Source organism: Apilactobacillus apisilvae, assembly GCF_023380225.1.
Lineage (GTDB): Bacteria > Bacillota > Bacilli > Lactobacillales > Lactobacillaceae > Apilactobacillus > Apilactobacillus apisilvae.
The window spans coordinates 64,994-91,012 of the sequence record NZ_CP093362.1 but is presented as its reverse complement, the minus strand read 5'-3'; the positions used below and the strand labels follow the sequence as shown (position 1 = coordinate 91,012).

The following is a 26,019-nucleotide window of genomic DNA, read 5'->3' as shown; positions in this document are numbered from 1 at the left end:
TTAATGCTCCCTTTTAATTAAGATAACCTTACGTAAAATAATTGGTGCTATTAATGTCGTAGCAATGATAGATGCGATAATAGTAGAATAATAATCTTCACTAATCAAATGTGAACTTAATCCGATTCCAGCGATAATTAAGCCAACTTCTCCGCGACTAATCATTCCAGCACCAATTTCCAATGAAGATATAGAATTAAAATTACTCATTTTTGCTCCTAGCATTGAACCTAAAAGTTTAGTTACAACTGCTAAAATAGTAAATATAATAAACATAATAAAATGATTTAAGATCCCACTAATTTCCATTTCTAAACCAACATTAGCAAAAAAAACGGGTATAAATATTGAATAACCCACTGTTTCAAAATCATTTGAAATTTTATCTTTAAAATCACTTTGACTAAAAATAATTCCTGCAAAGAAAGCTCCAGTAATTGTACTTAATGAAGTTTCTTCAGCTAAATATGCCAGTAATAAACATACAATCATAGAAAATTCAGTAATACCAAATTTAAATTTATTAATAATAATAGGCAAAAATCTCAAAATAATTCTATACATAATATAAACAAATATAAAAAATGCAATTTGTAATAAAATAGTTAAAATAATATTATTATTTTCGCCATCACTAACACCGAAAAAAGATACAGCAAAACTAAGAGCTAAAATTGATAAAACATCATCAGCAACGGCGGCTCCTAAAATCGTAATCCCTTCAGTACTATCCAATTCATCCATTTCTCTTAAAACTTCTACTGAAATTGACACTGAAGTGGCTGCAAAAATAATTCCAATAAATAAACTTTCAATATTAGAAAACCCATGGAAAAAACCTGCAATATACATAAAGGCGATTGGAAAAATAATCCCCATAAAAGCAACGATTAGGCTTGGCTTTAAGTATTTTTTCAAAAGTTCAAGATTACTTTCTAGACCAGCAATAAACATTAAAATAATAACCCCGATTTCCGAAAAAGTTCCAATAATCTTACCCGTTTGGACAATATTTAAAATAGAAGGGCCTAAAATAACTCCACTCATTAATTGACCAACAACTTCTGGTAACCCAAAGCTTTTAAATAATTTTCCAAATAATACTGTAGCTAATAATATTAAAACTAAATCAATCAGATATTCCAATTAATCACTTCCTAAGATTTAATAAACAAATTATATGATAACATAATTTAATTGTAAGACTCTTATTAAATAATTCATTGTAAAGAAACATTATTTACGTTATAATTATGTATACATATTCAAATTCACCACTAAATATTGTGTAATTTATCTTGCTATTATTTTCAACAATATCTTAGTGGACACATAAAAAAAGAGCTACTGATTTTATCAGTAGCTCTTTTTGTTTATCCAACGTGATTTTCTTTTAAAATAATATTGACTTCTTTTTGCATTTCATCATTTTTTGACCATTCTTCAAAGTGATCTAAATCTTCCCCTGGCATTGAATAATGGATATTAATATAATCTTCATATTTAGCCACATGATCAGAATGCGGAATATTCAATTGTAAAATTCTTACTTCTTGGATAAAACCTCTTTCAGCAGCTAACTCTGCCCTACCATTTTGTACCATATTACTGATTTCCATATACTTACTACCATCTAATCTAGTAATTTGTTCAATTAAATCTAAGGTTTCATCACTTTTATATTCTACTGCCATTTTTTATATTTCACCTCTTATCACAAAAAAAATCCGCATAAACGGATTTTCAGTTATTTAACACTCGTCTTTTGTGCTTTATGAGTTTTTTTATTTAAACCTGAAGCTTGTTCTAACTTACTAGGTAACTTCAAAGTTTTTGAAGGCTTAACAATTGAAGCCGGATGCTTCACTATATGCGTTATAGAATGACCAGAAATATTCACTAAGCAGAAAAACATTGTTGCAAAAACTACTAACCAAGTGAAAGCAACTGATAATTTAGGCATTTTTTCGCTAATAACAGAACTATAAAAACGCTTTTTAATCTTAGATGCAACCTTTTTATCATCAGGATTTTGGGCTTGTTCTTCTTCAGTTACCCTTTTTTGATATTCATTAATATCAAAATCTTTCTGTACTTGTTTTTTCTCAGTTTCAAAATCTGCCTTTTGCTTTTTAGAAAGTGACTTAAACCATTTGGTAAATTCACGATATTTTTTGGTAACATCTTTAGTTTTACCAATGGTTTTTAATTCGCCATAGTTAATCCAAGCAACTCGATCACATAGTAATTCTATTTGTCTAAGTGAATGACTAACAAAAATAATTGTTTTACCTTGTTTTTTGAAATTTTCAATTTTATCAACACACTTTTGATAAAAAGTATCATCACCAACAGATAAAGCTTCATCGATAATTAAGATATCGGGGTTAATATGAACAGCAATAGAGAATCCCAAACGAGATCTCATACCACTGGAATAACTTTTTACTGGTTGGTCTACGAAGTCACCAATATCAGCAAATCCAATAATATCATCCATCAAATCATCAATTTCCGGATTAGTTAATCCTTGCATTAAAGACTTTAATCTAATATTTTCACGACCAGTTAAATTCCATTTTAAACCAGCACTAATTGCAACAATTGATGTATCTCCTCTGACATCAACATATCCAGTTGTTTGTGGAATGATTCCAGACATTATATTAGAAATAGTAGATTTACCAGAACCATTTACTCCAATTAAACCTAAAGTTTCACCAGGCCTAACATCAAAAGATACTCCCATTAATGACCAAAAATGTGGTACATCAGTTTTAATCGAAAAAAATGATTTTAACTTATCAGTTTGTGTTTTAAATAAATCATATTCTTTTGTTACATTTTGAACTCTAATTTTATAATCTTCTGCCATTTTTATACTTCCTAAACATTTATTCAATTTATTCATTATAAAACTACCGAAATATTATATCAAATCAAAGAAATATAAGGTTGTTTCTAAAACTTCAATGCACTTGATGAAATCCAATAAGTTTTATGATTGATATTTATATGATACCAATTAGTATTATCTTTACCATTAACTCCCGAAGAATCATAACTTACTAAATAGTCACTAGGAACTTTAATTTTATCCCAATTGGACACTTTAACTGACTTTGAAGTGCCAGGAATTTTATCATACAAACGATATTTACCATAGTTATTCAAGTAAGCATAACCGGAAGAAGTTTTATTATAAGTGTTTTTCTTGCTATCATTAGTTTTAATATTAGATAAGTCTTTTGAACTAATCCAAGCATTTCCAGTTCCTGCAATATAAATTCTATACCAATCAGTTTTTACACCATTATTGTCAATAGTAGCCTTCATATTAGAATTATAGTTATCTTCACTTAAGTCTTTAGTATTTTTAATTTTTTGACTTAAATATGGTGAATTATAAACATGATTATAAAGTTGTTTACTATCAGTATTTTTTACAGTAATTTTTTTATTTGTTTTAGTGTAGGTAACATTAGGTAGATCTAAAGCCTTCTCAGAAACCCAATATTTACGTTTAGAATCATTGCCTAGACGAATACGATAAAATTTAGATTCTTGTGATCCTACTTTATGAATAGCTAAGCAATCAGCAAAAACTTTTTTATTTGAATTAAGTTTATTACTCCATGAGTAATTTTTTATCTGAAATTTACTACCTTCGGCGTGATTAGATAATTTATATGACTTATAATCATTAGATAGTTTAAATGTTTCTTGCCCATTAGCACTATTATATTTAATATTTTCAGACTTACTATCATCATTTTGTGTTTGACTATTATGTATCTGACTATTGTTTGTATTTACAGATGTATTAATATCCAAACCCTTATTATAATCATTTTGACTACTGCTATCTGATGAATCATAAGATTTTAAGTTATTATTATTAATGATTCTAATTAATTTAGCACCATAATCAGGATCAGTAGCATATCCATCATCTCTAATATTTTGTGCAGCTTCTTCAACTGTAGTAGCAATAGAACGATGAACATTGCTATATCTACTATTGTTTAAAAAATCTGCATAGTCTTGCAAACTACTTGAAAGATCTGGATATGTTCTAAAAACAGAATTAGTTGTATAACTATTATTACCATTAAACTCAGTAGTATCAGTATTAACGCCTTGCCCATTAAATGATTTAATACCAAATAAATTATTACTGTTTTGCGTTAAACCACTTTGACCATAAAAGCTTTCTAAAGCAGCTTGAGCAAGTAGTAATGAAGGATATAAATCATTCTTATTAGCGATTTTTGTAGCTAATGGACTTAATTTAGTGAAAAAATTATCATAATTGAGCTGACTGGATAAATTATCAATACTATTATTATCGGTATTATTTAATGAACTATTATTATTGTTTGAACTATTATTATTTAATGGGCTATTGTTTGAATCATTACTATCAGCATAAGAATATAATGAGTTAACTGAAACCATCATAGTACTAACTGTCATTAATGATAAAAAAACCTTAGCAACATTTTTCTTTTTCATATTATAATTCTCCTAAAATAATTATCTTTTAATTCCGCGTCGATCTGCGCTTAATTTATTTTGTTGATTTTTGAATTTTTCCCAAGTTTTATCTTTTTTAGATTGTATTTTAGAATTATTTCCTCTTTTTTTAGTAAATTTCATAACTGAACACTCCCAAAAATATTATAACATTAATAAACGAAAAAATTATTACGTTTACGTAAAAAAAGCAGGCTCTAAAGTTAATAAACTCTAGAGCCTGCTTTTTAAATTTTATTGAACTGTAACACTCTTTGCTAAGTTTCTTGGATGATCAACGTCTAATCCCTTATTCAAGCTTGTGTAATAAGCAAGCAATTGAGCAGGAATAACACTTAATAATGGAGTTAACATACTGTTAACATCAGGAACAATAATATCATCACCATCTTTAGATAATGATTTAGTAACGATAGTAATAGCTTTTGAACCTCTAGCAATTGTTTCTTCAAGATTACTTCTAGTTAAACCAGCAGTATTTGATTGAGTAATAATACCAATAACTGGTGTTCCATTTTCAATTAAAGCAATTGTCCCATGCTTCAATTCTCCAGAAGCAAATCCTTCGGCATGAATATATGAAATTTCTTTTAGTTTAAGAGCTGATTCTAAAGAAACAAAGTAATCAATACCACGACCAATATAAAATGCCTTGTTAGCGTCAACAAAATAATCTTTAGATAACTTATTAAGGACTTCCTTTTCATCAACAATCGTTTGCATTCCAGTAGCAACTAAACCTAATTGTTGTTTTAAGTTAAATTCAGTAGCCTCCTTAATTTGATCTGCTTCTCCTAAGGCTTTAGCTAAAATAGCTTCTACAGCAATTTGAGCAGTATAGGCCTTAGTTGAAGCAACTGAGATTTCAGGCCCTGCATGTAATAACAAAGTATAATTGGATTCACGTGACAATGTGGAGTTAGCAACATTAGTAATTGTTAAACTCTTATATCCAGCTTTATTAATATTAACTAAAACTTCACGACTATCAGCAGTTTCGCCACTTTGACTTAAGAAAATAAAGAATGGATTCTTTGATAATAAAGGCATATTATATGCAAATTCTGAAGCTACATGAACTTCTGTAGGAATTTGTGCCATTGTTTCAAATAAATTCTTACCAACTAATCCAGCATGATAACTAGTACCAGCAGCTACAATATATAAACGATCAGCTTGCTTAATAGATTTTAATAATTCTGGTTCAATTTCAGGAATACCATCTGCATTTAAGTATTCAGCAGATAATTTTCTCATAACATTTGGTTGTTCATCAATTTCTTTAAGCATGTAGTATGGATATGTTCCTTTATCGGTATCACTAGCATCAATATCAACATGGAAAGGTTTTCTATTTTCTACAAGATTACCATTTTTATCTTGAATTTCAATTGAATCAGGTCTAACTGTAACAAAATCACCATCATCTAATTCTAAGAAATCATGAGTAACATTCAACATAGCTAATGAGTCAGAACATACCACGTTACAATCTTTACCAATACCAATTAATAAAGGACTTTTATTTTTAGCCACATAAATAGTATCAGGCTCTTCACGATCCATTAATTGAAAAGCATATGATGAACCACTATCTAATAGTGAAAGTGTCTTTAAAAAGGCATCTTTAGCATTCATATTTTCTTTAGTTGCAAAATAATCAACTAATTGAACTACTACTTCAGTATCAGTCTGTGAAGTAAATGTAAAATCAGATAAATATTTAGCTTTTAATTCTTCATAATTTTCAATAACACCATTATGAACAAGATAAAAACGATTATCTTGTGAAAAATGAGGATGAGCATTTTCAACAGTTACTCCACCATGAGTTGCCCAACGAGTATGCCCGATTCCAGAAGTTCCACGAATATCATCTCCCACCGCATTTTTTAAGTTAGCAATGGCACCTGTTCTCTTAATAAGATGATCTTGACCATCTTTATCACTTACATAAATTCCCGCAGAATCATATCCACGATATTCTAATTTTTGTAATCCATTAATTAAAATGTTGACTGCATCTTTATTGCCTGCAACTCCAACAATTCCACACATAATTATACCTTCCTTTCAGGTTTTATAATTGGTATATACATTTATATTCATATTTATTTTTCCAAGACAACTACTAGAATACAGTTTTAACTTATATATGTCAATCAATATATGGATAATTGGTATAGTTTAAAAAGAAGAAAACAAAAAAGGCCTAAAATTAGGCCTTTTTTGTTTTTATTCAATTCCTGACTCTTTTTCAACTACATCAGCAATTAGCTTTGTGTAATCATTTACTAGATCTTGAGTTGGTGCTTCAGTCATTACCCTTAGTAATGGTTCAGTTCCACTAGGACGGACCAATACACGACCATCACCATTCATTTCTTTTTCAACTTGTGAAATAATATTTTTAACTGGCTCATTATTTAAAGCTTGTTTTTTATCAGAAACTTTAACGTTAATTAATTTTTGTGGATATTTTTTAACTTCTGCTGCTAATTCAGATAACTTTTTACCTGTATCTTTCATAACATGAAGCAATTGTAAACTAGTTAATAATCCATCACCAGTAGTATTAAAATCCAAAAATACAATATGCCCTGATTGTTCACCACCAAGATTGTAGCCAGATTTGTTCATTTCTTCAACAACGTATCTGTCACCAACTTTGGTTTGAACATTCTTCATTCCATTAGCTTCCATAGCTTTGTACATTCCTAAATTACTCATAACAGTTGTAACCACTGTATCCTGTTTTAGGCGACCATGATCAGACATATATTTACCACAAATGTAAATAATTTTATCACCATCAACTAATTCGCCATTTTCGTCAACAGCAATACAACGATCACCATCACCATCGAAGGCTAAACCAATTTCGGCACCTTTATCAACAACCATTTTTTGTAATTGTTCAGGATGAGTAGAACCAACCTGATCATTAATGTTAAGTCCATTAGGCATTGTAGCCATAGTATCAAAATCAATTCCCAAATCAGCATATAATCTTGAAACTAAACTACTAGTAGCACCATTGGCTGAATCAACACAAATATGCATACCTGATAAATCTTCAGGAACAGTTTGTTCTAAGAAGCGAATATACTTTTGACTACCTTCTGAATAGTCATCAGATGTTCCTAATCCTTTAGATGAAGGACGAGGTAAGTCATCTTTATTTTCTTCTAAAATCTTTTCAATTTCTTCTTCTAACTCATCAGATAATTTGTAACCATCTGATCCAAAGAATTTAATTCCATTATATTCAGCGGGATTATGTGAAGCTGTAATCATAACACCAGCTGCGGCACCTTGGGTTCTTACTAAATAAGCAACCCCCGGAGTGGTAACAACACCTAATTGCAATACTTCTATTCCAACTGATAATAATCCTGCAACTAATGAACTTTCTAACATTTGACCAGAAATTCTAGTATCTCGAGCTACTAAAACTTGTGGTTGTCCTTCAGATTCATTGTGTTTGGTTAAGATATATCCACCAGCACGACCACATTTAAAGGCTAATTCAGGACTAAGATCTTCATTAGCTACTCCTCTAACTCCATCGGTTCCAAAATATTTCATAATAACATATCTCCATTTCTCAGTTTAAAAACTAATGTATTTTAACGAGCTTGGGCTTTAATATTTACTTTAATGTTATCAGGATCAAATCCAGATACATGATTCAAATTCTTATCTAATTGAACATTTACGTTTTTCTCTTTATTAATGGAAGAAACATCAACATAAGCCTTAACAGAGTTAATATCATTAAGTTCTTTTGAAGATCCAAACACTTTGACCTTCTTAGTATCAGAACTTAAAGTATATTTTTTAGCAGATGATGAATTCTCAGTACGTAAATCAATCGGAACAGTTTTATTATTACTACTGCTTATTGGTAAATTAACAGAAGTAGTTGAAGGCGTCAAAATAACATTAACTATTTTACCTTTTGAATCTAAGGCTTCTAGGATAACTGAAGCATTAACCGTTTTATTTGTTCCCTGCGGAATACTCAATTGAGCAACTACCTTATCGATCTTATTAATTTCATTTTCAGCACCAGTAGCCTTAACCTTGTCATTACCCAGAACCGCTTTTCCGGCACGGTAACCATCTGCAATATTAGAATTATCATACTTTATGTCTACTGGAAACTCAGTAGATCTTCTAGGTTGAATATTTACATTAATATATGCTGGATTAACTTTATATTTTAGTTCGTCATTCAATCCATCTTGATAAATTCTAACTTTGTGATGTCCCACACCTAATCTAGAAAGGTCAGCATAAACTTTAAAATTTTGTGTATTAACTGTAGTTGTTACTAAAGCCGCAGGTCCACTAATTTTAACTGAAACTTTTTCTGGATATCCTGTAACAAAGTATTTATTATTATCAAAATTCAACTGCAAAGGTAATGATAATGTTGAATCTTTAGTTGCCGTTAACTGGGTAATTGAACTATCGGTAGTATCATTACTATTACCAAAAAACTTGTTTTGATTGACATAAACAAATAGCAGAATTGCAAAAGTTAATGAAATTAATCGAAAAAACCAAGGATTATCAAATCTTTTCATTACTTTTTACCTCCATCTTGCTTATTACTTTTAATTTTATCTACCCAAGTTCCTAACATGGTGAAAAAATTCTTGTTAACAGAATCTTGTTTAGTAATTAATTGATCTTTTAAAAACTTTATATAATCTTCTTCGGTTAAGCCTCTTAATAACTCGTTATTTTTAGTAATTGAAACTTCACCAGTTTCTTCGGATATCACAATTGTTAAAGCATCAGTAACTTCAGAAATTCCCACAGCAGCACGATGCCTCGTCCCTAATTCTTTTGGGATTAAGTTGCTTTGTGATAATGGTAAATATGCCGCAGCAACTGCTAAACGATTATTTCTAATAATAACAGCTCCGTCATGTAAAGGAGTATTGGGAATGAATGTATTAATTAATAATTCGCCGGTTACATCAGCATCTAGTTTTATACCAGTTTCTATGTAGTCCTCTAATCCAGTATCCATTTGAATTGTAATTAATGCTCCAATACGACGTTTCGACATGTATTGAATAGACTTATCTAAGGCTTGAATCATTTTTTGATTTTCAACATTTTGATTTTGCGTATGCTTTAAAATAGATCCACGACCTATATGTTCAAGGCCACGTCTAATTTCTGGCTGAAAAATCACAATAATTGCAATAACTCCCCAATTGATAACTTGGTCTGTTAACCATGACACAGCTGTTAAGCCAAAAATAATGCTAAGAATTTTAACAATCGCAATTACTAAAACCCCTCTAAATAATTGCACTGCTTTGGTTCCTCTAAGTAAAACAATAACTTCATATATAATAAACCAAACAACCAAAATGTCTAAAAGATTGCTAAGCGTAAATATATTACTGAAATTTATGCCCATAAATATTCCTCCATATTTCATTAACAATATACATTATATCACTGTATATCATTACTTTTTAATATTAATAATTACATTGTAATTTTTAGTTTTTAATAGTTCAATTAAAATGTTTTTCGCGTTAAAATAATAAATATAATAAATCTTTTTAAGAGGTTAAAAAATGTTAAAAAATATAAAATGGCAAATAAGAATAGTATTTATAATGTGGATAATTTTTTTATATATTATGGTGAAACCTCCATTTGGATTTCTAATTTTAAATACTATTTTAGGATATATTCCAATCGAAATGAGTTTGGAATTAACAAATAGACATTTATCGAAATCGTGGCTATTTTGGCCAATATTATTATTATGGATTATTTTTTATCCTAATGCACCATATCTGTTAACTGATTTATTTCATCTATCACTACTAAACCCTTATGGAAATGATGGACTATTAAGGCTATCTGGGCAAATGTGGATTAGTTATTCATATCTAATGATTAGTGCATTAGGATGTTCATTAATCGGGTTCTTTGGATTATTCAAAGTTGTAAATGAAATTACACAAAAATTAAAGATAAAATCTGAATTTTTTAAAATGAGTTTAATTATTATTTTAAACATTATATCTTCAATTGGAATTTTCATTGGGAGATTCCTAAGATTTCATACAGTCTATCTTTTATTATCACCTAAGTTATTAATAAAACCACTAATTGAAATGTGGACTCCTCATATGATTGCTTTTGTTGTAATTTTAACAATCATTCAAACTTTTGTATATTGGATAATACATTTAATTGTCAAAGACACTGAAAATAATTTATAAAAAGGGTCTGTGACATAAGTCTCCTAAAAAACAGGATTTACGTTTGAAATTTAACGTAAATCCTGTTTTTGTATATAACAGTATAAAATTAATGACTCTCGTCATTAGTTTTCTTATATTTAATGCCATCATAGCAAATCCAGTTTCTCTTTTGACCCTTTCGATTCCCCTAACGGAGAATCGATTAAAACGCAAAGAAGCCTTTAGTCTACCAAAAACTGATTCTACATCTATTTTTCTTTTTTCGTAGATATCATTTGTTTTCGGTGCCAAAAGCAATTCTTTTTGTTTATTTTTAAAATATTCCCATGCATAATTAATTCTAATTTTTCTGTTATTGCCAGATTTGGTTAATGCATTAGAGTTTATATTTTGATTAATATCGTATTTTTCAGCTTCATATTCTTTAAAGTCGCGAGTAAATTGATGCTTATCAGTTCTTTTACAATAGGCATTAAAATTAAATCGAACGCCATTAGGATCTAGGTAATAGTCATCTTGTGCATTGTAATACCAATTCATGACCTTACGGTCATCACTTTTCCATTTACGACTTTGTTCTTTTAACATTGTTCCATAGGGAATTAAAGGAATGTTATTAGTTAGTTTGTCTTCTATAAAACGATAATTACTTTCAGATCCATAACCAGCATCGGCAACAATATATTTACCTAAACTATTATTCTTAATTTGTTTATTTAAGAACGGAATTAAAGTACGAGTATCAGTGGGATTTTGATAAATGTCAAAATTAGTTATGAATTGTCCACTAGTGGCAATTTGTAAATTATAAGCAGGTTTAAGTTGTCCATTTAACATGGGGTCTTCCTTAATACGCATAAAAGTAGCATCATGATCAGTCTTAGAATAACTATTACGATTGGAAAATATTTTATTACTTTTTTGATATTCTATTTGTTTGCATTTACGAAAACGAAGTTTTCTTTTAATGGCTTTTAACTTACGACGCTTTTGTTTATGGGGATTAGGTGATAGTTTTTTATTCTGTTTAATTTGATCATTTAAATCTGCTAAACAATTTTCTAAATGGATGATGATTTCATCTAACTCACTTGTTGAAATATCAGAGTCATCTGGGAGTTCACCCACATATTTAACATCATTCATGTCATGTAGTAATTTTATAATCGCTTCGCGATTTAATTTATCGAATCTGATTATATTTTTACGCCAAACAAAAGAATACTTATTAGCATTCGCTAGTATTTTAGTTCCATCAATAAAACTTACATCATCAATATAATTATTTTTTCTTAGATATTTAGTTAATTGATTCATGCATTTACTAATTAAATTTTCTGCTTCATCTGAAATCCTAAATCGACAGACTGTTCTGTATGAAGGAAATGAATTTTTAGTTAACCAACGTGCAGGTAAATTTTCTTCTGCCAGCTCACTAATTTGGCGACTACTAAAAATCCCTTTAGAATAAGCAAACAAGGTTAACTTTAATAGTGACCGTAGGTCGTATTTTCGTGGCCTACCAAATATGTATTTTTCTTCTAAACCAATCATTTCAACAATTTGATTGATAATTTTTACTTGATGATTATTTTTAGGTTGCCAATTTTGAATATTTAAAATATAATTAGTACTCATTAGTTTTAAGTTTCCTTTCAAGGAGATTTATTTAAACGATATCGGTTGGTTCGATATCGTTTTTTATTATACATAAATAACGCTCGTTGGAAAAATTAAATTCCAACGAGCGTTATTTTTTAGAGACTTATGTCACAGTCCCTTTTTTATACATCTAATTCAATATTTTCTAAATAATTAATTTCTTGTCTTAAATCCGAAGCGGTTTTCCAACTAATTTTTTCATCAGTAACAAGTTGTTGTATGGCAACTCTTTGAGCACCTAAAGCTCGAACTTTCATTCGACGATATCTAGTTTCATAGTCAATCGAACTAGTTTTAAGCGCTTCGTTATAGTTAAGATATTCGTCAATAATTGTTTTAACAACATCATCGTCGTATTTATTGCCCAATTGGTCTAAACTTTCAATTGTATAATTATTAATTTTAATTAAAGATTTACGTAACTTAAATTTAGTTTCTTCATCGTTATTTTGACTAAACAACCATAACTTAAATGTTTGATATAAAGAAACTAATTCAAGTTTATTGTTAGATTGATTAAGTTCTTTTAGAGTTTTTAATTCACGATGATTAATTTGATAATTAACAACATTGATCATTTTTTTATTTAGTTGACCTCTAATAGATAATCTCTTGATAGCTTCTTTTTCGTACTTAATTGCAGCAGCACGAACCTTTTTTTCCATTTCACTTACTCTCGTTGCTGATAACTGCTTAATAATAATATGATATTGATCAATAATCACGTTACCAATATGTTTATCTTTTGAACTATGCTCCCTGATTTCCTCGATAGCAAAGTTTAACATATAAATTCTAGTCTTACTTTCACTCCAATAGTTATTATTATTATATTGAACCACTTTTTCTTCATTCGATATTAGTGGCAAAATTACAATTGCTGCAACCAAACTAAGAATAATAACAATCGATGCAATAAATAAAATCAAAGCGCGATCTGGAAAAGGAATTCCCTTATTAGTAACAAATGGAATCGAAAGTACACCTGCCATCGTAATGGCACCTCTAACTCCAGAAATTCCAGCAATTAAAGCTGTTCTGAAATCAATATGTTCAACTTTGTGATTGGAAATCAGATTGCTAAAGAATTCATAAACCATAATCCAAACAACTCTGATAATTAATAATACAAACCAGGTAATAATTGCATATCCAATGGATAACCAAGTATTAAACTGCATGCTCTTAACAACAGTTCCCATTGCAAATGGTAACTCAATTCCCAAAATTAAAAATACAATTCCATTTAAGATATAAATAATAATATCCCAAGTATGTTCACTCATAACTTCTAATTCAGCCAATGCAGCATTAGACTTTCCAGACATCAAATGATAAACAATTCCAGCAGCTACTACCGCAATTACTCCAGAAGCATGGAATACCTCTTCAGATAACATGTAAATTAAAAATGGTGAAACAATTTGAGCAACGATATTAAAAGCAATGTTATCGATTCCTTTTTTATATATCCATCTTCTAACAAAAGATATTGCTAACATTGTTAAAGTTCCAATTAATCCACCAATGATACTGATATAGAAGAAATCTACAACGGCATCCTTTAATGAAAATACACTATAAACAGTTGCAGCAACTGCATATTTAAAACCAATCAATCCACTAGCATCGTTAATTAAACTTTCCCCATTAACTAAATGTAAAATATTTTTAGGTAATCTTGCTTTTTTAGCAATTGCTTCAACTGCAATGGGATCGGTAGGTGATAATATTGCTGCTAAGGCAAATGCCACTGACATTGGCATCGATGGAATCATTTTATAAATAACTAATCCACCTAATATCATTGTAATAAATACTAAAAGAATGGAATTAGCAAAAATTGGCCATCTTAATTCCCATAAATCATCTTTAGGAAAACGCCTACCATCATTAAATAATAATGGTGCAATAAACAATAATAAAAACCATTCAGTACTAAGATGGATATTAAAACTAAAAATAACTGCCAATAAGCATCCCAAAGCAACTTGAATTAGGCTATCAGGAATAAATGGTACATAGTGATGGATTATATTGGAGGATAATAATAAAACTATCAATAACAAAATAATCTCAATAATTTCCATATATAAAAGTCCCCTTTATTTATCTCTTCCGATAATTCTAACCTCAGTTTCCAAATGAATATTGTAATTAGTTTCAACGACTGCTTGAACATGATGAATAACATCAAGATAATCAGTTGCATTAGCATGATCAACATTAACAATAAATCCAGCATGTTTAGTGGAAACTTGCGCTCCACCAGATTGATAACCTTGAAGTCCTGAATCATGAATTAACTTACCGGCAAAATTACCCACCGGTCTCTTAAAAACACTACCACAAGATGGTAAATCTAAAGGTTGCTTAGAAGCACGTAATGAATTAAAATGATCCATTTCTAGTTGGATATCATTTGAATCCCCACTTTGTAATTCAAAGGTTGCTTGCAAAACGATATAGTCATTTTCTTGAATTAAACTATGCCGATAACCAAAATGTAACTCTTGATTTGATAGTGATTTTATTTGAGCATCATTAGTTAAAACAACTACACTTTTGACTATTTTATCAGTTTCACCACCATAAGCACCCGCATTCATATAAATAGCCCCGCCAACACTACCAGGAATTCCAGCAGCAAACTCTAAACCAGAAAGACTATTACGTTGTGCCTCAATCGTAACATCAATATAAGAAGCACCCGCATCAGCAACAATTTCATGATTGTCACAACTAATACTGTTCATATCAGTCAACATAATAACTAATCCATTAATTCCACCATCTTTTATAATTAAATTACTGGCATTCCCTAGTACTGTAATTGGTAAATCATCATTCTTTGCCTGCTTAACTAGCGAACGAACTTCATCAACAGATTTAGGAAACGCAATAAAATCAGCTGGGCCCCCAGTTCTAGTAAAAGAATATTTGGATAATGGTTCATTTTTTAGAATATTTATTTGTTTGTCCATAATTATCAATTTCCTTAATATATTTTATATATTAAGTTTAACATGATAAAAGGAAATGTTACCATGTTATAATTAGATTGAGTTTATTGTAAGGAGTACAAAGATGAATTTTGTAGCAATTGATTTTGAAACAGCTAATAGTAAAAGAGCTAGTGCATGTTCTTTGGCTCTTACAGTTGTGAGAAATAACCAAATCGTTGATGAATTTTATAGTTTAATTAACCCAGAAGCAGATTTTAATTGGCGTAATATCAAAGTTCATGGATTACACGAAAAAGATGTTGCCAATGCACCAGTTTTTCCAGAAATTTGGCCTAGTATCAAAAATTTTTTTACTAGCAACCAGTTAATTATTGCCCATAATAATTCATTTGATAATAGTGTCTTAAAAAACACTTTACTAAGGTATAACTTAATTGTACCTAAATATCTAACATTAGACACGTTAAAGACATCCAAATATTTTTATCCACAATTTGAAAACCATAAATTAAATACCGTTTGCAGCTATTTAAACATTGATTTACATCATCACCATAATGCTTTGGATGATAGTTTAGCTTGCGCAAATATTTTAATTCATGAACAAAAAAGCTTTGGAAATGATGAAATAAAGCCATTCATTAAAGTAAAAAAATAGTCCGCTAATAATAGTGGGCTATTTTTTTACTTTAATTTGCATTTCATAAGTAGAATGATAATTTTCTTGAATATTAATTAAACGATGTTTAGAGAAATTAAAACCACACTTTTCATAAACATGAATTGCAGGTTTGTTATTTTTTTTAACAATTAATGCAATTTCAGATAAATTACTATAATTTATTCCCCAATTAATAGACTCCATGACTAATTTTGTTCCTAGTCCACAGTTCCAATATTGTTTCAAAACCGCAACACCTAGTTCACCACATCCAGAATTATCTAATTCTTGAACAGTAACTAAGCCAATGATTGTATCTAAATATTTAGCTACGATAATAACGTTCCCTCGGGTTTGATTGACTAGCATTATTTGTTTAGATTGCTGCTTAACTGTCATATCACCTAATTCGGGGTCGATAGTAAAAGTGTCAGATTCTTGTTTTAATTGGGTTAATAAATCAATTAATTTGCTTGCATCATCAGGTATTGCTAAAGAAAGTTGCACTTCAAAATTTTCTTGCATCAATTTTTGCCGTAACTTTCTTCAATTATTTTGTTAAAATGTGTTCCCTTTGGATCAAATTCAATGGTTCGATAATTATTTCCTTTTGAATCATCGCGCTTAAAAATAATTTTTAAATAATCTTTAGGTAAAGATTCTTCAATAAAGTTAGACCATTCGACTACATTTACTCCATCACCATTAAAGTATTCCTCTAATCCTAGTTCATCTCCACTACCATCATCCAGGCGATAAGCATCCATATGATATAAAGGTAACCGACCGTTTTGATATTCACGAATAATGGTAAAAGTAGGACTTTTAATATTGCGTTTAATACCTAATCCCTTAGCAATGCCTTTGGTAAAAGTAGTTTTACCGGCACCCAAATCACCATCTAACAAAATAACATCTTTGGGAGATAAATAATCAGCTAATTGCTCACCATAATTCATTGTTTCTTCCGGAGTATTCACATTAAATTTCATCAAGCAAGCCCCCCTATTTCAGAGATTGAGCTGCAGTAATAATTGAAACATTATATACATCTTCAGCATTACAACCTCTAGATAAATCAGAAACAGGTTTAGCCATGCCTTGTAAAATAGGACCAAATGCTTCAAATCCACCTATTCTTTGGGCAATCTTATAACCAATATTTCCTGATTGTAATTCAGGGAAAACGAAGACGTTAGCATTACCAGCAACTTTAGAATTTGGTGCTTTTTTCTTAGCTACTTCTGGAATTAAAGCAGCATCAAATTGTAATTCGCCATCCGATGGAACGTCCAATTTATCTTGGGCCATTTTAGTTGCTTCTTGTACTTTAGTAACCATTTCTCCCTTAGCAGATCCCTTAGTAGAAAAACTTAAAAATGCAACTTTGGGATCAATTCCAAACATTTTGGCAGTATCAGCACTTTGTTGTGCAACTTCAACCATTCCAGCTGAATCTAATTCTAAGTTGATTGCACAATCAGCGAATACATAACGAGTATCATCTTTTTGCATCAAAAATGCACCGGAAATTCTGCGCATGCCCTTTTTAGTTTTAATAATTTGTAAAGCAGGTCTAACTGTATCACCAGTTGCATGGGAAGCACCAGATACCATTCCATCAGCTTTTCCCATGTAAACTAACATCGTACCAAAATAATTTTCATTATTTAACCATTTTGCTAATTGTTCGCGAGTATTTTTGCCATTTCGACGTTCTTCTAAAGCATCTAACATAGCTTCATATTCGTCTTTAGGATAATTATTAATATCAATAATTTGTAACTTACTTATGTCTTCACCATTAGCGTTTTTTTCAATTTCGTCTTTATTACCTAATAAGATTGGAGTAACTAAACTCTCATTAGCAAGACGAACTGCTGCTTCAATAATTCTTTCATCATAACCTTCAGGAAAAACAATTTTTTTGTTTTCACCTTTAATATCATTTCTTAATTTATCAAATAAGTTCATAGAAATAACCTCCTAAAGTAATTTTATTTTAATTTTACATGCTCAGGTAATTGCCAATCAATCGGCTGTTCGTCAAGAGCTTTAAGTGCTTCATTTGTTTTAGAAAACGGCTTAGATCCAAAAAAACCACGGTATGCAGATAATGGACTAGGATGTGCCGATTGAATAACAATATTAGTATCAGTATTAATCAATTTGATTTTAGATCGAGCTGCTCCCCCCCAAAGAATAAAAACAACGGGTTCAGGTCGAGCAGATAATTTTTTAATTGCAGCATCAGTTAATTCTTCCCATCCTTTACCTTTGTGTGAAAAGGCTTGTCCATTTCTGACAGTTAATACTGAATTTAATAACAATACTCCCTGTTTAGCCCATTTTTCCAAATAACCATGATTAACAGGCTTGCATCCTAAATCATCTTGTAATTCTTTATAAATATTACGCAAAGATGGTGGTATATTTACACCGGGCATAACTGAAAAGCTTAATCCATGAGCCTGATTAGGTTCATGATATGGATCTTGGCCCAATATCACAACCTTAGTTTCACTAAATGAAGTCCATTCAAAAGCTTCATAAACTTTATCAGCCGCCGGATGGATATAATAATTATTATATTCATTAACTAAAAATTTTCTTAAATTTTGATAATAACTTTTTTCAAATTCTGGTTCTAAGACTTCCCACCAGTCGTTGTGGATAAAAGGTTTCATTTATTAACACCTCAAAATAATTTTATCACAATTGCTTATTAAATACATTTACAAAAAAGAGTACTCCCAAATAGAAGTACTCTTTTAATAATGTTTCATAACTCGTGAAATTTCACGTTGTTGATCACGACGTTTAATAGTTTCACGCTTGTCATATTCATGTTTACCTTCTGCAACTCCTAACAAGACTTTAGCAAAGCCTCGTTTAATATAAACTTTCAAGGGAATCAAAGTAATCCCCTTTTTATCGGTTTCACGAGATAAACGTTTGATTTCTTGTTTATGAAGCAATAATTTACGATTACGTAATGGATCATGATTAAATTGATTGCCTTCAGTGTATTCACTAATATGAACATTCATCAAAGTAGCTTGTCCATTACGAATTTGAGCAAATCCGTCTTTTAAATTTACTCGATGTGCCCTCACAGATTTAATTTCAGTTCCAGTCAAGGCAATTCCAGCTTCATAAGTTTGTAAAACACGATAATCATGTCTGGCTTTACGATTTTGTGCCATTAAATTATCATTTTTCGTTTGTTTTCTCTTCTTAGCCATGTAAAATCACCTCTACAATACGCCTAAATTAGCGTTTATTAGAATGACCATGGTCGTTATTGTTACGATTACCATTTCTTCTGGAATGGTTCTTGTTAAATCTACCATGACCTTTTTTACCATCTCGACGTTTATCACCATTACGACGATTACGTCTATTACCACGAGAACCATTATTCTTATGTTCTACTCTCAATTTAGACATAGGTGTATTTTCAGGATTAACAATATCAAAATCCACTGCACTTTGGTCAACATCAACGTTAACTACTTTAACGCGTACTGGTTGCCCAATGCGATAAGTACGGTGTGTATTACGACCAACTAAGGCAAGAAATTTTTCAATGTATTCATAATAATCATCCTTCATACGACTAATATGAACTAATCCTTCAACTGTATTTGGTAGTTCGATAAACATCCCAAATTTCAAAACTGAACTTACAGTGGCATCAAATTCTTCACCAATATGATCAGACATGTATTCAGCTTTCTTCATTGCATCAGTGTCACGTTCAGCATCAATTTCACGACGTTCACATTTAGATGAATGAACAGATATTTCTTCTAATAGGTTAGCATATTTAGCTTTAGCTTCTTTGCCCATACCATTATCTTCATAATGATGAATTAAACGGTGAACCGTTGTATCCGGATATCTTCTAATTGGTGAAGTGAAATGGGTATAATATTCAGCCCCCAAGCCAAAATGACCTAGTGGTTGATCAGTATAACGAGCTTGTTTTAAACTGCGCAGCATCATAACTGAAACAGCAGCTTCTTCTGGCTTTCCAGAAACTTTTTTCAAGATGTTTTGTAACATCTTAGGCTTTAGATGTTCTGGATCTCCTTTAACATCAATTCCAAATGCACTCAAGAATTCGAAAAATTTCTTAACCCTTTCACCATCTGGAGTTTCATGAACACGATAAATAAATGGTACATGTTTTTCACAATAATTTTCTGCAACGGTTTCATTAGCTGCTAACATAAATGATTCAATCATGCGTTCAGCTAATCCACGAACACGAACTTTAATATCAATTGGGTGTCCTTTGTCATCAACAATGATTTCTGCTTCATTATCATCAAAATCAATTGCACCACGACGACGACGTTGTTTGTAAAGTATTTTATGCAATTCGCCCATTGTTTTAAACATTGGGACTAATCGTGCATATTTTTCTTTTGTTTTTTCATCATCAGATTCTAAAATATCATTAACTGCTTTATAAGTCATTCTAGCAGTTGATTTCATAACACTTGGATGAATACGATGCTTAACAACATGCCCTTCTGGATTAATTTCCATGTCGCAACTCATACATAATCTTAATTGGCCTTCATTCAATGAACAAATACCGTTAGATAATCGGCGAGGTAACATTGGAATAACTCGATCAGTTAAGTAAACTGAGGTTCCACGTTTGTAAGCTTCCTCATCTAGTAAACTACCTGGCTTAACGTAATGGGATACATCAGCAATATGCACTCCTAAATGATAGTTACCATTAGGTAGCTTCCAAGCAGTAACTGCATCATCCAAATCTTTAGATGATTCACCATCAATTGTAACTAAATCCTGATCAGTGATGTCTTCTCGACCTTGCATTTCTTCTTTGCTGATGGTTTCTGGAATCGCATCCGCTTCTTGTAAAACATCTTCTGGAAATTGTGAAGGAATATTATGAGCATAAACAATTTGTAAAATATCAATACCAGGATCGTCTACACTACCAATTACTTCTTTAGCAATTCCTACCATATAATCAGGATGATCAGAGTTTGGATATTCAGTAATGTCAGCAGTAACGACTTCTCCAGGAGTAGGCTTTAAACCTGCTCCAACAACATAAAATTTGTAGTTAATTAATTTTTTATTAGTTAGTTTAACTTGACCAATGTATCCATGATCATCACCAGTTCGAATAAATTCACCAACCACTTGTTCATAATTACGTTCGATAATGTCTATAATTTTACCTTCTGGACCTTTACCAGATTTAGAATCACCTTTTCTGACAATCTTAATCTCAACTTTATCGCCATTCATTGCTTGCATTGTATTATCAGGGGCGATAAAGGCATCATCTAATTCATCGTCGTAATTTACAAAACCAAATCCCTTAGGATTAGAATGAAAAGTTCCTTCAATTTTTTCATTTTCTTCATTAAATTTAAAGTTACCTTCAGCGGTAACAATTACTGATTTTTCTCTTTCCAAGACAGCAAGTGTTTGCACAATTAAAGTAAAAGCATTTGCACCATGGTATCCTAATTCATCAGCAATTTCTTCAACTGCAAAAGTCTGGCTAGGATACTTGTCTAAAACCGCTTGGACTTCTTTTTTTAAATTATTATCTTCCAATATCGATTCCTCATTAATTTATTATTTTTGATTTTAATCAAATTTCGTTTCATATTCTATGAATATTCTAACATTTTTATAATATCTTTCAGCAATTAAATATAAAAAAAGCCCCTGTAAGTTTACAGGAGTCAATCTTTTAATGTGATGATAGCCATACTAAGGCTAATGCAGTTGCAAAAAAGATAATTAATAGTACGACTGTTACCTTTTGCATAAATGCTTCAAATCCACGAGGCTTAGAGCCTGAGAATAAATCATCAGCACCACCACTCAATGATGACATTGCATCATTATTAGTTTTAGCTGGTTGCATTAACACGGCAATAATTATTAAAATACTGTCAATCCAAATTATATCCATTAAAAAATTATACAATTCGTTGCCTCCTACCTATAATTAATAATAGGTTTTAACTCATAATTAATAGCTTTATATTTTAGTTTATCATATAAAACAAATCTTTCCAATTGATAATATATTAATCAATAATTATTAACTAATTTTTTCATATAATCATGAACATATCCACGATTACTATAGTTAGTAGATATTTTTAAATTATCTCCTGCTTTTATAATTGTATCACCATTGGGAATGATCCTATTATCATTTCGATTAATCGAACTTAAAATCGTATCATCAGGCCAACTAATGTTTTTAACCATTTTGCCATCAATTTTTGATCCGACAAAAACTGATGAATTAATTATAACGACATTTCCTCTAACGCTAGATTTTTGAGGTGATAACAAATTTTGCAGCATTTCATCATAAATAGGTTTACTACCTAATAAATCAGAAACGACATAAGCAGCTAAAGTTACAAAAGCTAATGCCATTAAGTTCTGGAGAGATCCTACCATTTCTGTAATTAATAAAATTGCAGTAAAAGGAGATTTACTGATACAAGCAAAATAAGCACTCATTGAAACAATAATAAAATTAACAAAAAAGATTGGTGACATCAGGCCTAAACTAATTAATATTTTAGCGTAAATTGATCCTAATACCGCTCCTAGTGACAACATTGGTAGAAAGATTCCCCCAGGAACACCAGTACCGTAAGACATTGTAGAAAAAACAAACCTTAGTAAAAAGAAAAATATTAAAGTTAAAATTGCTGGTGACTGTTTAGAAATTGTCAAAACTAAATTACTACCACCACCAGAAATATTTGGAATGAACATTTCAATTGGGATAACTAGTAAAAATGGAATAAATACAAACACCCAATTAGGAATAAAATTTAACTTTTTATACCAACTACCGATATTGATTGTGAAAAATTCATATAGTTTACCAAAAACACCTAAAAATATCCCTAGTCCAATTAAATATGGGTAGATATGTAATGGGATAACATGAAAATAGTTCATGTGAAGAACTGGTGTTTTACCAAAAACTGCAGTAGAAATAAAATTGGAAGCAACTGCTGCTGACAAAGCAATTGTCCAAACCAATGTTGAAAAATTATGGTAAATTTCTTCTAAAACAAATAATGTACTAGCAATTGGAGCATTAAAAGCTGCAGATAATCCAGCAGCTGCTCCTCCAGAAATCATAATTTTACGATCAACACCTTCATTATGCGTTAACTTAGCAATTCCTTGAGCTAAAGTAGCCCCTAATTGAATCGATGGCCCTTCTCTCCCTAAAAATAATCCACTAGAAATTGATAACACACCACCAATGAATTTTTTAATAAAAACTGGACACCATTTATAGTCCAATTGGCCAGCCAATTGACCCTCAACTTGTGGAATTCCAGAACCTTTAATATTATGATTTGAAATAATTAGCCAATACGTAATAATTGCTAAAGATAAATTAATAAAAATTAATAAAAATAACAAAAACAAACTATTATTAGCATATAAAGCTATCTTTAGAAAAATCCCTGATAAAAATTCAATTAGAATTCTAAATAAGCTTATAAATATACCTACAACGACACCAATCAAGGCACCATATAAAACTGACTTAAAACGCTTTATATTATCAAGTTTCAAAAAAACTGCCCCTTTAAATTAATAATACTTTTATCATACCATATTAAAAATAATTAAAAAAAAGCATTAAACACAATTTGTGTTTAATGCTTTTGGCTTGATAAATAAAGAATTATTTATTAATGATGTTATTACGTGCTTCTTCACTTAAATTGTAGAATGAGTGTACACCCTTGTATTGAGCAACTGAACCTAATTGGTCTTCAATTCTCATTAATTGGTTGTACTTAGCAATACGTTCGCCACGACTCATTGAACCAGTCTTAATTTGACCAGCATTCATAGCAACAACTAAGTCAGAAATTGTAGTATCTTCAGTTTCACCTGAACGGTGTGAAATGATAGCTGTGTAACCAGCTTCCTTAGCCATTTGAACAGCATTAACTGTTTCAGTTAAAGTACCGATTTGGTTAAGTTTGATTAAGATTGAGTTTGAAACTCCCATCTTAATACCCTTACGTAAGTAGTCAGTGTTAGTTACAAATAAGTCATCACCAACGATTTGAACTTTCTTACCTAAGCGCTTAGTAGCCATTTGCCAATCTTCCCATTCGTTTTCATCCAAAGGATCTTCGATTGAAATAATTGGGTATTTGTCTACTAATTGTTCTAGTAATGTAACAAATTCATCAGCAGAGTAAGATTTACCATCACCTACTAAGTTGTACTTCTTAGTATCAGCATCATAGAATTCTGATGCAGCACAGTCAAATGCAATTGATACATCTTTACCTGGCTTGTAACCAGCACGTTGGATAGCTTCAACTAAGATTTCAAATGGTTCTTCATTGTTCTTCAAGTCAGGAGCAAAACCACCTTCGTCACCTACGGCAGTTGAGTAACCCTTTTCGTTTAAGATAGCCTTTAAGTTGTGGAATGTTTCAGAACCCATACGAATAGCTTCTTTAACAGTTTCAGCACCAACAGGCATAATCATAAATTCTTGGAAGTCAACCTTGTTGTTAGCATGTTCACCACCATTGATAACATTCATCATTGGAGTTGGTAATACGTGAGCATTGAAACCACCTAAGTAGTTATATAATGGAACACCTAATTCATCGGCAGCAGCACGTGCAGCGGCTAATGAAACACCTAAGATAGCATTAGCACCTAACTTACCTTTAGTAGGAGTACCATCTAACTTAATCATAGCTTGGTCAATAGCTAATTGGTCAGTTACGTCATAACCAATAATTTCTTTAGCAATAATGTTATTAACGTTGTTAACAGCCTTAGTAACACCCTTACCCATAAAACGGTTTTTATCGCCATCACGTAATTCAACGGCTTCGTGTTCACCAGTAGATGCACCTGAAGGTACGATTCCACGACCCATTGCACCTGCTTCAGTATATAGTTCTACTTCAACTGTAGGATTTCCACGAGAATCTAGTACTTCTCGAGCATAAATATCTGAAATAATTGACATTATATTCTCTCCTTAATGAAAGTTGTTACCTCGTAATCAAGGCTACTTTCATTTTATTATTTTAATGCTTAAGTTTCAACATAAAGTGACTATAAAAACAAATTATTTTATATAATTTATAATTTTTAAAAACTCTTTAGGTTTTAAACTTGCTGTTCCTGCTAAAACCCCATCAACATCTTTTTGTTGCATTAATTCTTGAGCATTTTTATCATTAACGCTACCACCATATAAAATTCTAACTTGATTAGCAACATCATCATTATATAATTCATCAATTGTTTTTCTAATCAAGCAACAGGCCTCTTGTGTTTCATTAACACTAGCAGACTTACCAGTACCAATAGCCCAACTGGGTTCATAACCAATAACTATTTTTTTAGCATCAGATACTGAAACTCCCTTCAAAGCTTCAGAAACTGGATTAACTACCCAATCCATATGATCATCGTGCTTTTGTTTAGTCATTGTTTCATCACAACATATAATTGGTATCATATGATTATTCAATACTGCTTTCACTTTTTTATTAATAGATTTATTACTTTCATTAAAATACTTACGTCTCTCAGAGTGTCCAAGCATTACATAATCAACACCCATATCTGATAATGCATATGGACTTACTTCACCGGTATAGGCACCCTTATCTTTATAAAAGCAGTTTTCAGCCGATGCTTTTAATGGGCTATTTTTACAATAATTTGTTAAAGACTCTAAAAAGATTGGTGATGCAGCTATTGCACATTCAACCTTTTTAATATCAGGTAATTTATCAGTAAGTTGTTTCAAGAAATCATTAACCTCTGATAAAGTTAAATTCATTTTCCAATTACCGACTATAAAAGGAGTTCTCATTATTATTTCCTCCTAAATATTGAACTTATATAA

The 26,019-nt window shown here is 30.7% G+C and carries 24 protein-coding genes; 2 read left to right on the top strand and 22 right to left on the bottom strand.

Annotation, left to right across the window (positions count from 1 at the left end; genetic code table 11):
- The 9 genes from MOO46_RS00450 to cdaA form a co-directional block, all read right to left on the bottom strand.
- A complete protein-coding gene (locus MOO46_RS00450; RefSeq protein ID WP_249511089.1) occupies window positions 1-1,146 on the bottom strand; it encodes a cation:proton antiporter in 1,146 nt (381 codons plus the stop codon).
- A gap of 227 nt (window positions 1,147-1,373) precedes the next feature.
- Entirely contained in the window at window positions 1,374-1,694 is a 321-nt protein-coding gene (locus MOO46_RS00445) for a hypothetical protein (protein ID WP_249511088.1), read from the bottom strand.
- A gap of 53 nt (window positions 1,695-1,747) precedes the next feature.
- A complete protein-coding gene (locus MOO46_RS00440) occupies window positions 1,748-2,875 on the bottom strand; it encodes an ABC transporter ATP-binding protein (protein WP_249511087.1) in 1,128 nt (375 codons plus the stop codon).
- An 86-nt stretch (window positions 2,876-2,961) separates the two neighbouring features.
- Window positions 2,962-4,515, bottom strand: coding sequence for a glycoside hydrolase family 73 protein (locus tag MOO46_RS00435; RefSeq protein WP_249511086.1), 1,554 nt, complete (start codon window positions 4,513-4,515; stop codon window positions 2,962-2,964).
- 21 nt (window positions 4,516-4,536) lie between these two features.
- The gene (locus tag MOO46_RS07880; RefSeq protein ID WP_260525468.1) at window positions 4,537-4,659 is read right to left on the bottom strand and encodes a hypothetical protein; all 123 of its coding nucleotides are present in this window, start codon (window positions 4,657-4,659) and stop codon (window positions 4,537-4,539) included.
- A 111-nt stretch (window positions 4,660-4,770) separates the two neighbouring features.
- Window positions 4,771-6,594 (bottom strand): glutamine--fructose-6-phosphate transaminase (isomerizing), encoded by a 1,824-nt coding sequence (gene glmS, locus MOO46_RS00430; protein ID WP_249511085.1) that lies wholly within the window; start codon window positions 6,592-6,594, stop codon window positions 4,771-4,773.
- A 177-nt stretch (window positions 6,595-6,771) separates the two neighbouring features.
- Entirely contained in the window at window positions 6,772-8,124 is a 1,353-nt protein-coding gene (gene glmM, locus MOO46_RS00425; protein ID WP_249511084.1) for a phosphoglucosamine mutase, read from the bottom strand.
- 41 nt (window positions 8,125-8,165) lie between these two features.
- Entirely contained in the window at window positions 8,166-9,128 is a 963-nt protein-coding gene (locus MOO46_RS00420) for a CdaR family protein (protein ID WP_249511083.1), read from the bottom strand.
- A complete protein-coding gene (cdaA, locus tag MOO46_RS00415; protein WP_249511082.1) occupies window positions 9,128-9,979 on the bottom strand; it encodes a diadenylate cyclase CdaA in 852 nt (283 codons plus the stop codon). Before cdaA ends, MOO46_RS00420 begins: the two co-directional genes overlap by 1 nt.
- A gap of 163 nt (window positions 9,980-10,142) precedes the next feature.
- On the opposite strand from cdaA, the gene MOO46_RS00410 reads away from it, so the two are divergent.
- On the top strand, window positions 10,143-10,799 hold the full coding sequence (locus MOO46_RS00410; protein WP_249511081.1) for a DUF1361 domain-containing protein: 657 nt from the start codon (window positions 10,143-10,145) through the stop codon (window positions 10,797-10,799).
- On the opposite strand, the gene MOO46_RS00405 is transcribed toward MOO46_RS00410, so the two are convergent.
- The 3 genes from MOO46_RS00405 to murB all read right to left on the bottom strand — a co-directional run bounded on the left by MOO46_RS00405 (window position 10,794) and on the right by murB (window position 15,427).
- On the bottom strand, window positions 10,794-12,419 hold the full coding sequence (locus MOO46_RS00405) for an IS1182 family transposase (RefSeq protein WP_249511080.1): 1,626 nt from the start codon (window positions 12,417-12,419) through the stop codon (window positions 10,794-10,796). The genes MOO46_RS00410 and MOO46_RS00405 overlap by 6 nt on opposite strands.
- 146 nt (window positions 12,420-12,565) lie before the next feature.
- Window positions 12,566-14,533, bottom strand: a complete 1,968-nt coding sequence (locus MOO46_RS00400) for a cation:proton antiporter (protein WP_249511079.1) — start codon at window positions 14,531-14,533, stop codon at window positions 12,566-12,568.
- Window positions 14,534-14,548: 15 nt separating this feature from the next.
- Window positions 14,549-15,427 carry a UDP-N-acetylmuramate dehydrogenase gene (murB, locus tag MOO46_RS00395; RefSeq protein WP_249511078.1) on the bottom strand — a complete coding sequence of 293 codons (879 nt, stop codon included), beginning with the start codon at window positions 15,425-15,427 and terminating at the stop codon, window positions 14,549-14,551.
- Between the two features lie 103 nt (window positions 15,428-15,530).
- Between murB and MOO46_RS00390 the strand changes: the two genes are divergently transcribed.
- Window positions 15,531-16,067 carry a 3'-5' exonuclease gene (locus tag MOO46_RS00390; RefSeq protein ID WP_249511077.1) on the top strand — a complete coding sequence of 179 codons (537 nt, stop codon included), beginning with the start codon at window positions 15,531-15,533 and terminating at the stop codon, window positions 16,065-16,067.
- Window positions 16,068-16,085: 18 nt separating this feature from the next.
- On the opposite strand, the gene MOO46_RS00385 is transcribed toward MOO46_RS00390, so the two are convergent.
- From MOO46_RS00385 to tpiA, 10 genes are all read right to left on the bottom strand, one after another.
- On the bottom strand, window positions 16,086-16,595 hold the full coding sequence (locus MOO46_RS00385) for a GNAT family N-acetyltransferase (protein WP_249511076.1): 510 nt from the start codon (window positions 16,593-16,595) through the stop codon (window positions 16,086-16,088).
- Window positions 16,595-17,062, bottom strand: coding sequence for a tRNA (adenosine(37)-N6)-threonylcarbamoyltransferase complex ATPase subunit type 1 TsaE (gene tsaE / locus MOO46_RS00380; RefSeq protein ID WP_249511075.1), 468 nt, complete (start codon window positions 17,060-17,062; stop codon window positions 16,595-16,597). Before tsaE ends, MOO46_RS00385 begins: the two co-directional genes overlap by 1 nt.
- 13 nt (window positions 17,063-17,075) lie before the next feature.
- A complete protein-coding gene (pta, locus tag MOO46_RS00375) occupies window positions 17,076-18,044 on the bottom strand; it encodes a phosphate acetyltransferase (RefSeq protein ID WP_249511074.1) in 969 nt (322 codons plus the stop codon).
- A 23-nt stretch (window positions 18,045-18,067) separates the two neighbouring features.
- Window positions 18,068-18,757 (bottom strand): uracil-DNA glycosylase, encoded by a 690-nt coding sequence (locus MOO46_RS00370; protein ID WP_249511073.1) that lies wholly within the window; start codon window positions 18,755-18,757, stop codon window positions 18,068-18,070.
- Window positions 18,758-18,841: 84 nt separating this feature from the next.
- Window positions 18,842-19,315, bottom strand: coding sequence for an SsrA-binding protein SmpB (gene smpB / locus MOO46_RS00365; RefSeq protein WP_249511072.1), 474 nt, complete (start codon window positions 19,313-19,315; stop codon window positions 18,842-18,844).
- A gap of 28 nt (window positions 19,316-19,343) precedes the next feature.
- Window positions 19,344-21,683 carry a ribonuclease R gene (gene rnr, locus MOO46_RS00360; RefSeq protein ID WP_249511071.1) on the bottom strand — a complete coding sequence of 780 codons (2,340 nt, stop codon included), beginning with the start codon at window positions 21,681-21,683 and terminating at the stop codon, window positions 19,344-19,346.
- A gap of 139 nt (window positions 21,684-21,822) precedes the next feature.
- Window positions 21,823-22,062: a preprotein translocase subunit SecG gene (gene secG, locus MOO46_RS00355; RefSeq protein WP_249511070.1), complete on the bottom strand. Its 240-nt coding sequence runs from the start codon at window positions 22,060-22,062 to the stop codon at window positions 21,823-21,825.
- Between the two features lie 107 nt (window positions 22,063-22,169).
- The gene (locus tag MOO46_RS00350) at window positions 22,170-23,696 is read right to left on the bottom strand and encodes a ClC family H(+)/Cl(-) exchange transporter (RefSeq protein ID WP_249511069.1); all 1,527 of its coding nucleotides are present in this window, start codon (window positions 23,694-23,696) and stop codon (window positions 22,170-22,172) included.
- 112 nt (window positions 23,697-23,808) lie between these two features.
- Window positions 23,809-25,128 (bottom strand): phosphopyruvate hydratase, encoded by a 1,320-nt coding sequence (eno, locus tag MOO46_RS00345; protein WP_249511068.1) that lies wholly within the window; start codon window positions 25,126-25,128, stop codon window positions 23,809-23,811.
- A 102-nt stretch (window positions 25,129-25,230) separates the two neighbouring features.
- Complete coding sequence (gene tpiA / locus MOO46_RS00340) at window positions 25,231-25,986, bottom strand: triose-phosphate isomerase (protein WP_249511067.1); 756 nt, start codon at window positions 25,984-25,986, stop codon at window positions 25,231-25,233.
- Window positions 25,987-26,019: the final 33 nt, after the last annotated feature.

Excerpts from the sequence above, each read along its gene's own strand:
- MOO46_RS00445 (WP_249511088.1), bottom strand. The coding sequence starts at position 1,694 with ATGGCAGTAGAATATAAAAGTGATGAAACCTTAGATTTAATTGAACAA.
- MOO46_RS00440 (WP_249511087.1), bottom strand. The coding sequence starts at position 2,875 with ATGGCAGAAGATTATAAAATTAGAGTTCAAAATGTAACAAAAGAATAT.
- MOO46_RS00435 (WP_249511086.1), bottom strand. The coding sequence starts at position 4,515 with ATGAAAAAGAAAAATGTTGCTAAGGTTTTTTTATCATTAATGACAGTT.
- MOO46_RS07880 (WP_260525468.1), bottom strand. The coding sequence starts at position 4,659 with ATGAAATTTACTAAAAAAAGAGGAAATAATTCTAAAATACAATCTAAA.
- glmS (WP_249511085.1), bottom strand. The coding sequence starts at position 6,594 with ATGTGTGGAATTGTTGGAGTTGCAGGCAATAAAGATGCAGTCAACATT.
- glmM (WP_249511084.1), bottom strand. The coding sequence starts at position 8,124 with ATGAAATATTTTGGAACCGATGGAGTTAGAGGAGTAGCTAATGAAGAT.
- MOO46_RS00420 (WP_249511083.1), bottom strand. The coding sequence starts at position 9,128 with ATGAAAAGATTTGATAATCCTTGGTTTTTTCGATTAATTTCATTAACT.
- cdaA (WP_249511082.1), bottom strand. The coding sequence starts at position 9,979 with ATGGGCATAAATTTCAGTAATATATTTACGCTTAGCAATCTTTTAGAC.
- MOO46_RS00410 (WP_249511081.1), top strand. The coding sequence starts at position 10,143 with ATGTTAAAAAATATAAAATGGCAAATAAGAATAGTATTTATAATGTGG.
- MOO46_RS00405 (WP_249511080.1), bottom strand. The coding sequence starts at position 12,419 with ATGAGTACTAATTATATTTTAAATATTCAAAATTGGCAACCTAAAAAT.
- MOO46_RS00400 (WP_249511079.1), bottom strand. The coding sequence starts at position 14,533 with ATGGAAATTATTGAGATTATTTTGTTATTGATAGTTTTATTATTATCC.
- murB (WP_249511078.1), bottom strand. The coding sequence starts at position 15,427 with ATGGACAAACAAATAAATATTCTAAAAAATGAACCATTATCCAAATAT.
- MOO46_RS00390 (WP_249511077.1), top strand. The coding sequence starts at position 15,531 with ATGAATTTTGTAGCAATTGATTTTGAAACAGCTAATAGTAAAAGAGCT.
- MOO46_RS00385 (WP_249511076.1), bottom strand. The coding sequence starts at position 16,595 with ATGCAAGAAAATTTTGAAGTGCAACTTTCTTTAGCAATACCTGATGAT.
- tsaE (WP_249511075.1), bottom strand. The coding sequence starts at position 17,062 with ATGAAATTTAATGTGAATACTCCGGAAGAAACAATGAATTATGGTGAG.
- pta (WP_249511074.1), bottom strand. The coding sequence starts at position 18,044 with ATGAACTTATTTGATAAATTAAGAAATGATATTAAAGGTGAAAACAAA.
- MOO46_RS00370 (WP_249511073.1), bottom strand. The coding sequence starts at position 18,757 with ATGAAACCTTTTATCCACAACGACTGGTGGGAAGTCTTAGAACCAGAA.
- smpB (WP_249511072.1), bottom strand. The coding sequence starts at position 19,315 with ATGGCTAAGAAGAGAAAACAAACGAAAAATGATAATTTAATGGCACAA.
- eno (WP_249511068.1), bottom strand. The coding sequence starts at position 25,128 with ATGTCAATTATTTCAGATATTTATGCTCGAGAAGTACTAGATTCTCGT.
- tpiA (WP_249511067.1), bottom strand. The coding sequence starts at position 25,986 with ATGAGAACTCCTTTTATAGTCGGTAATTGGAAAATGAATTTAACTTTA.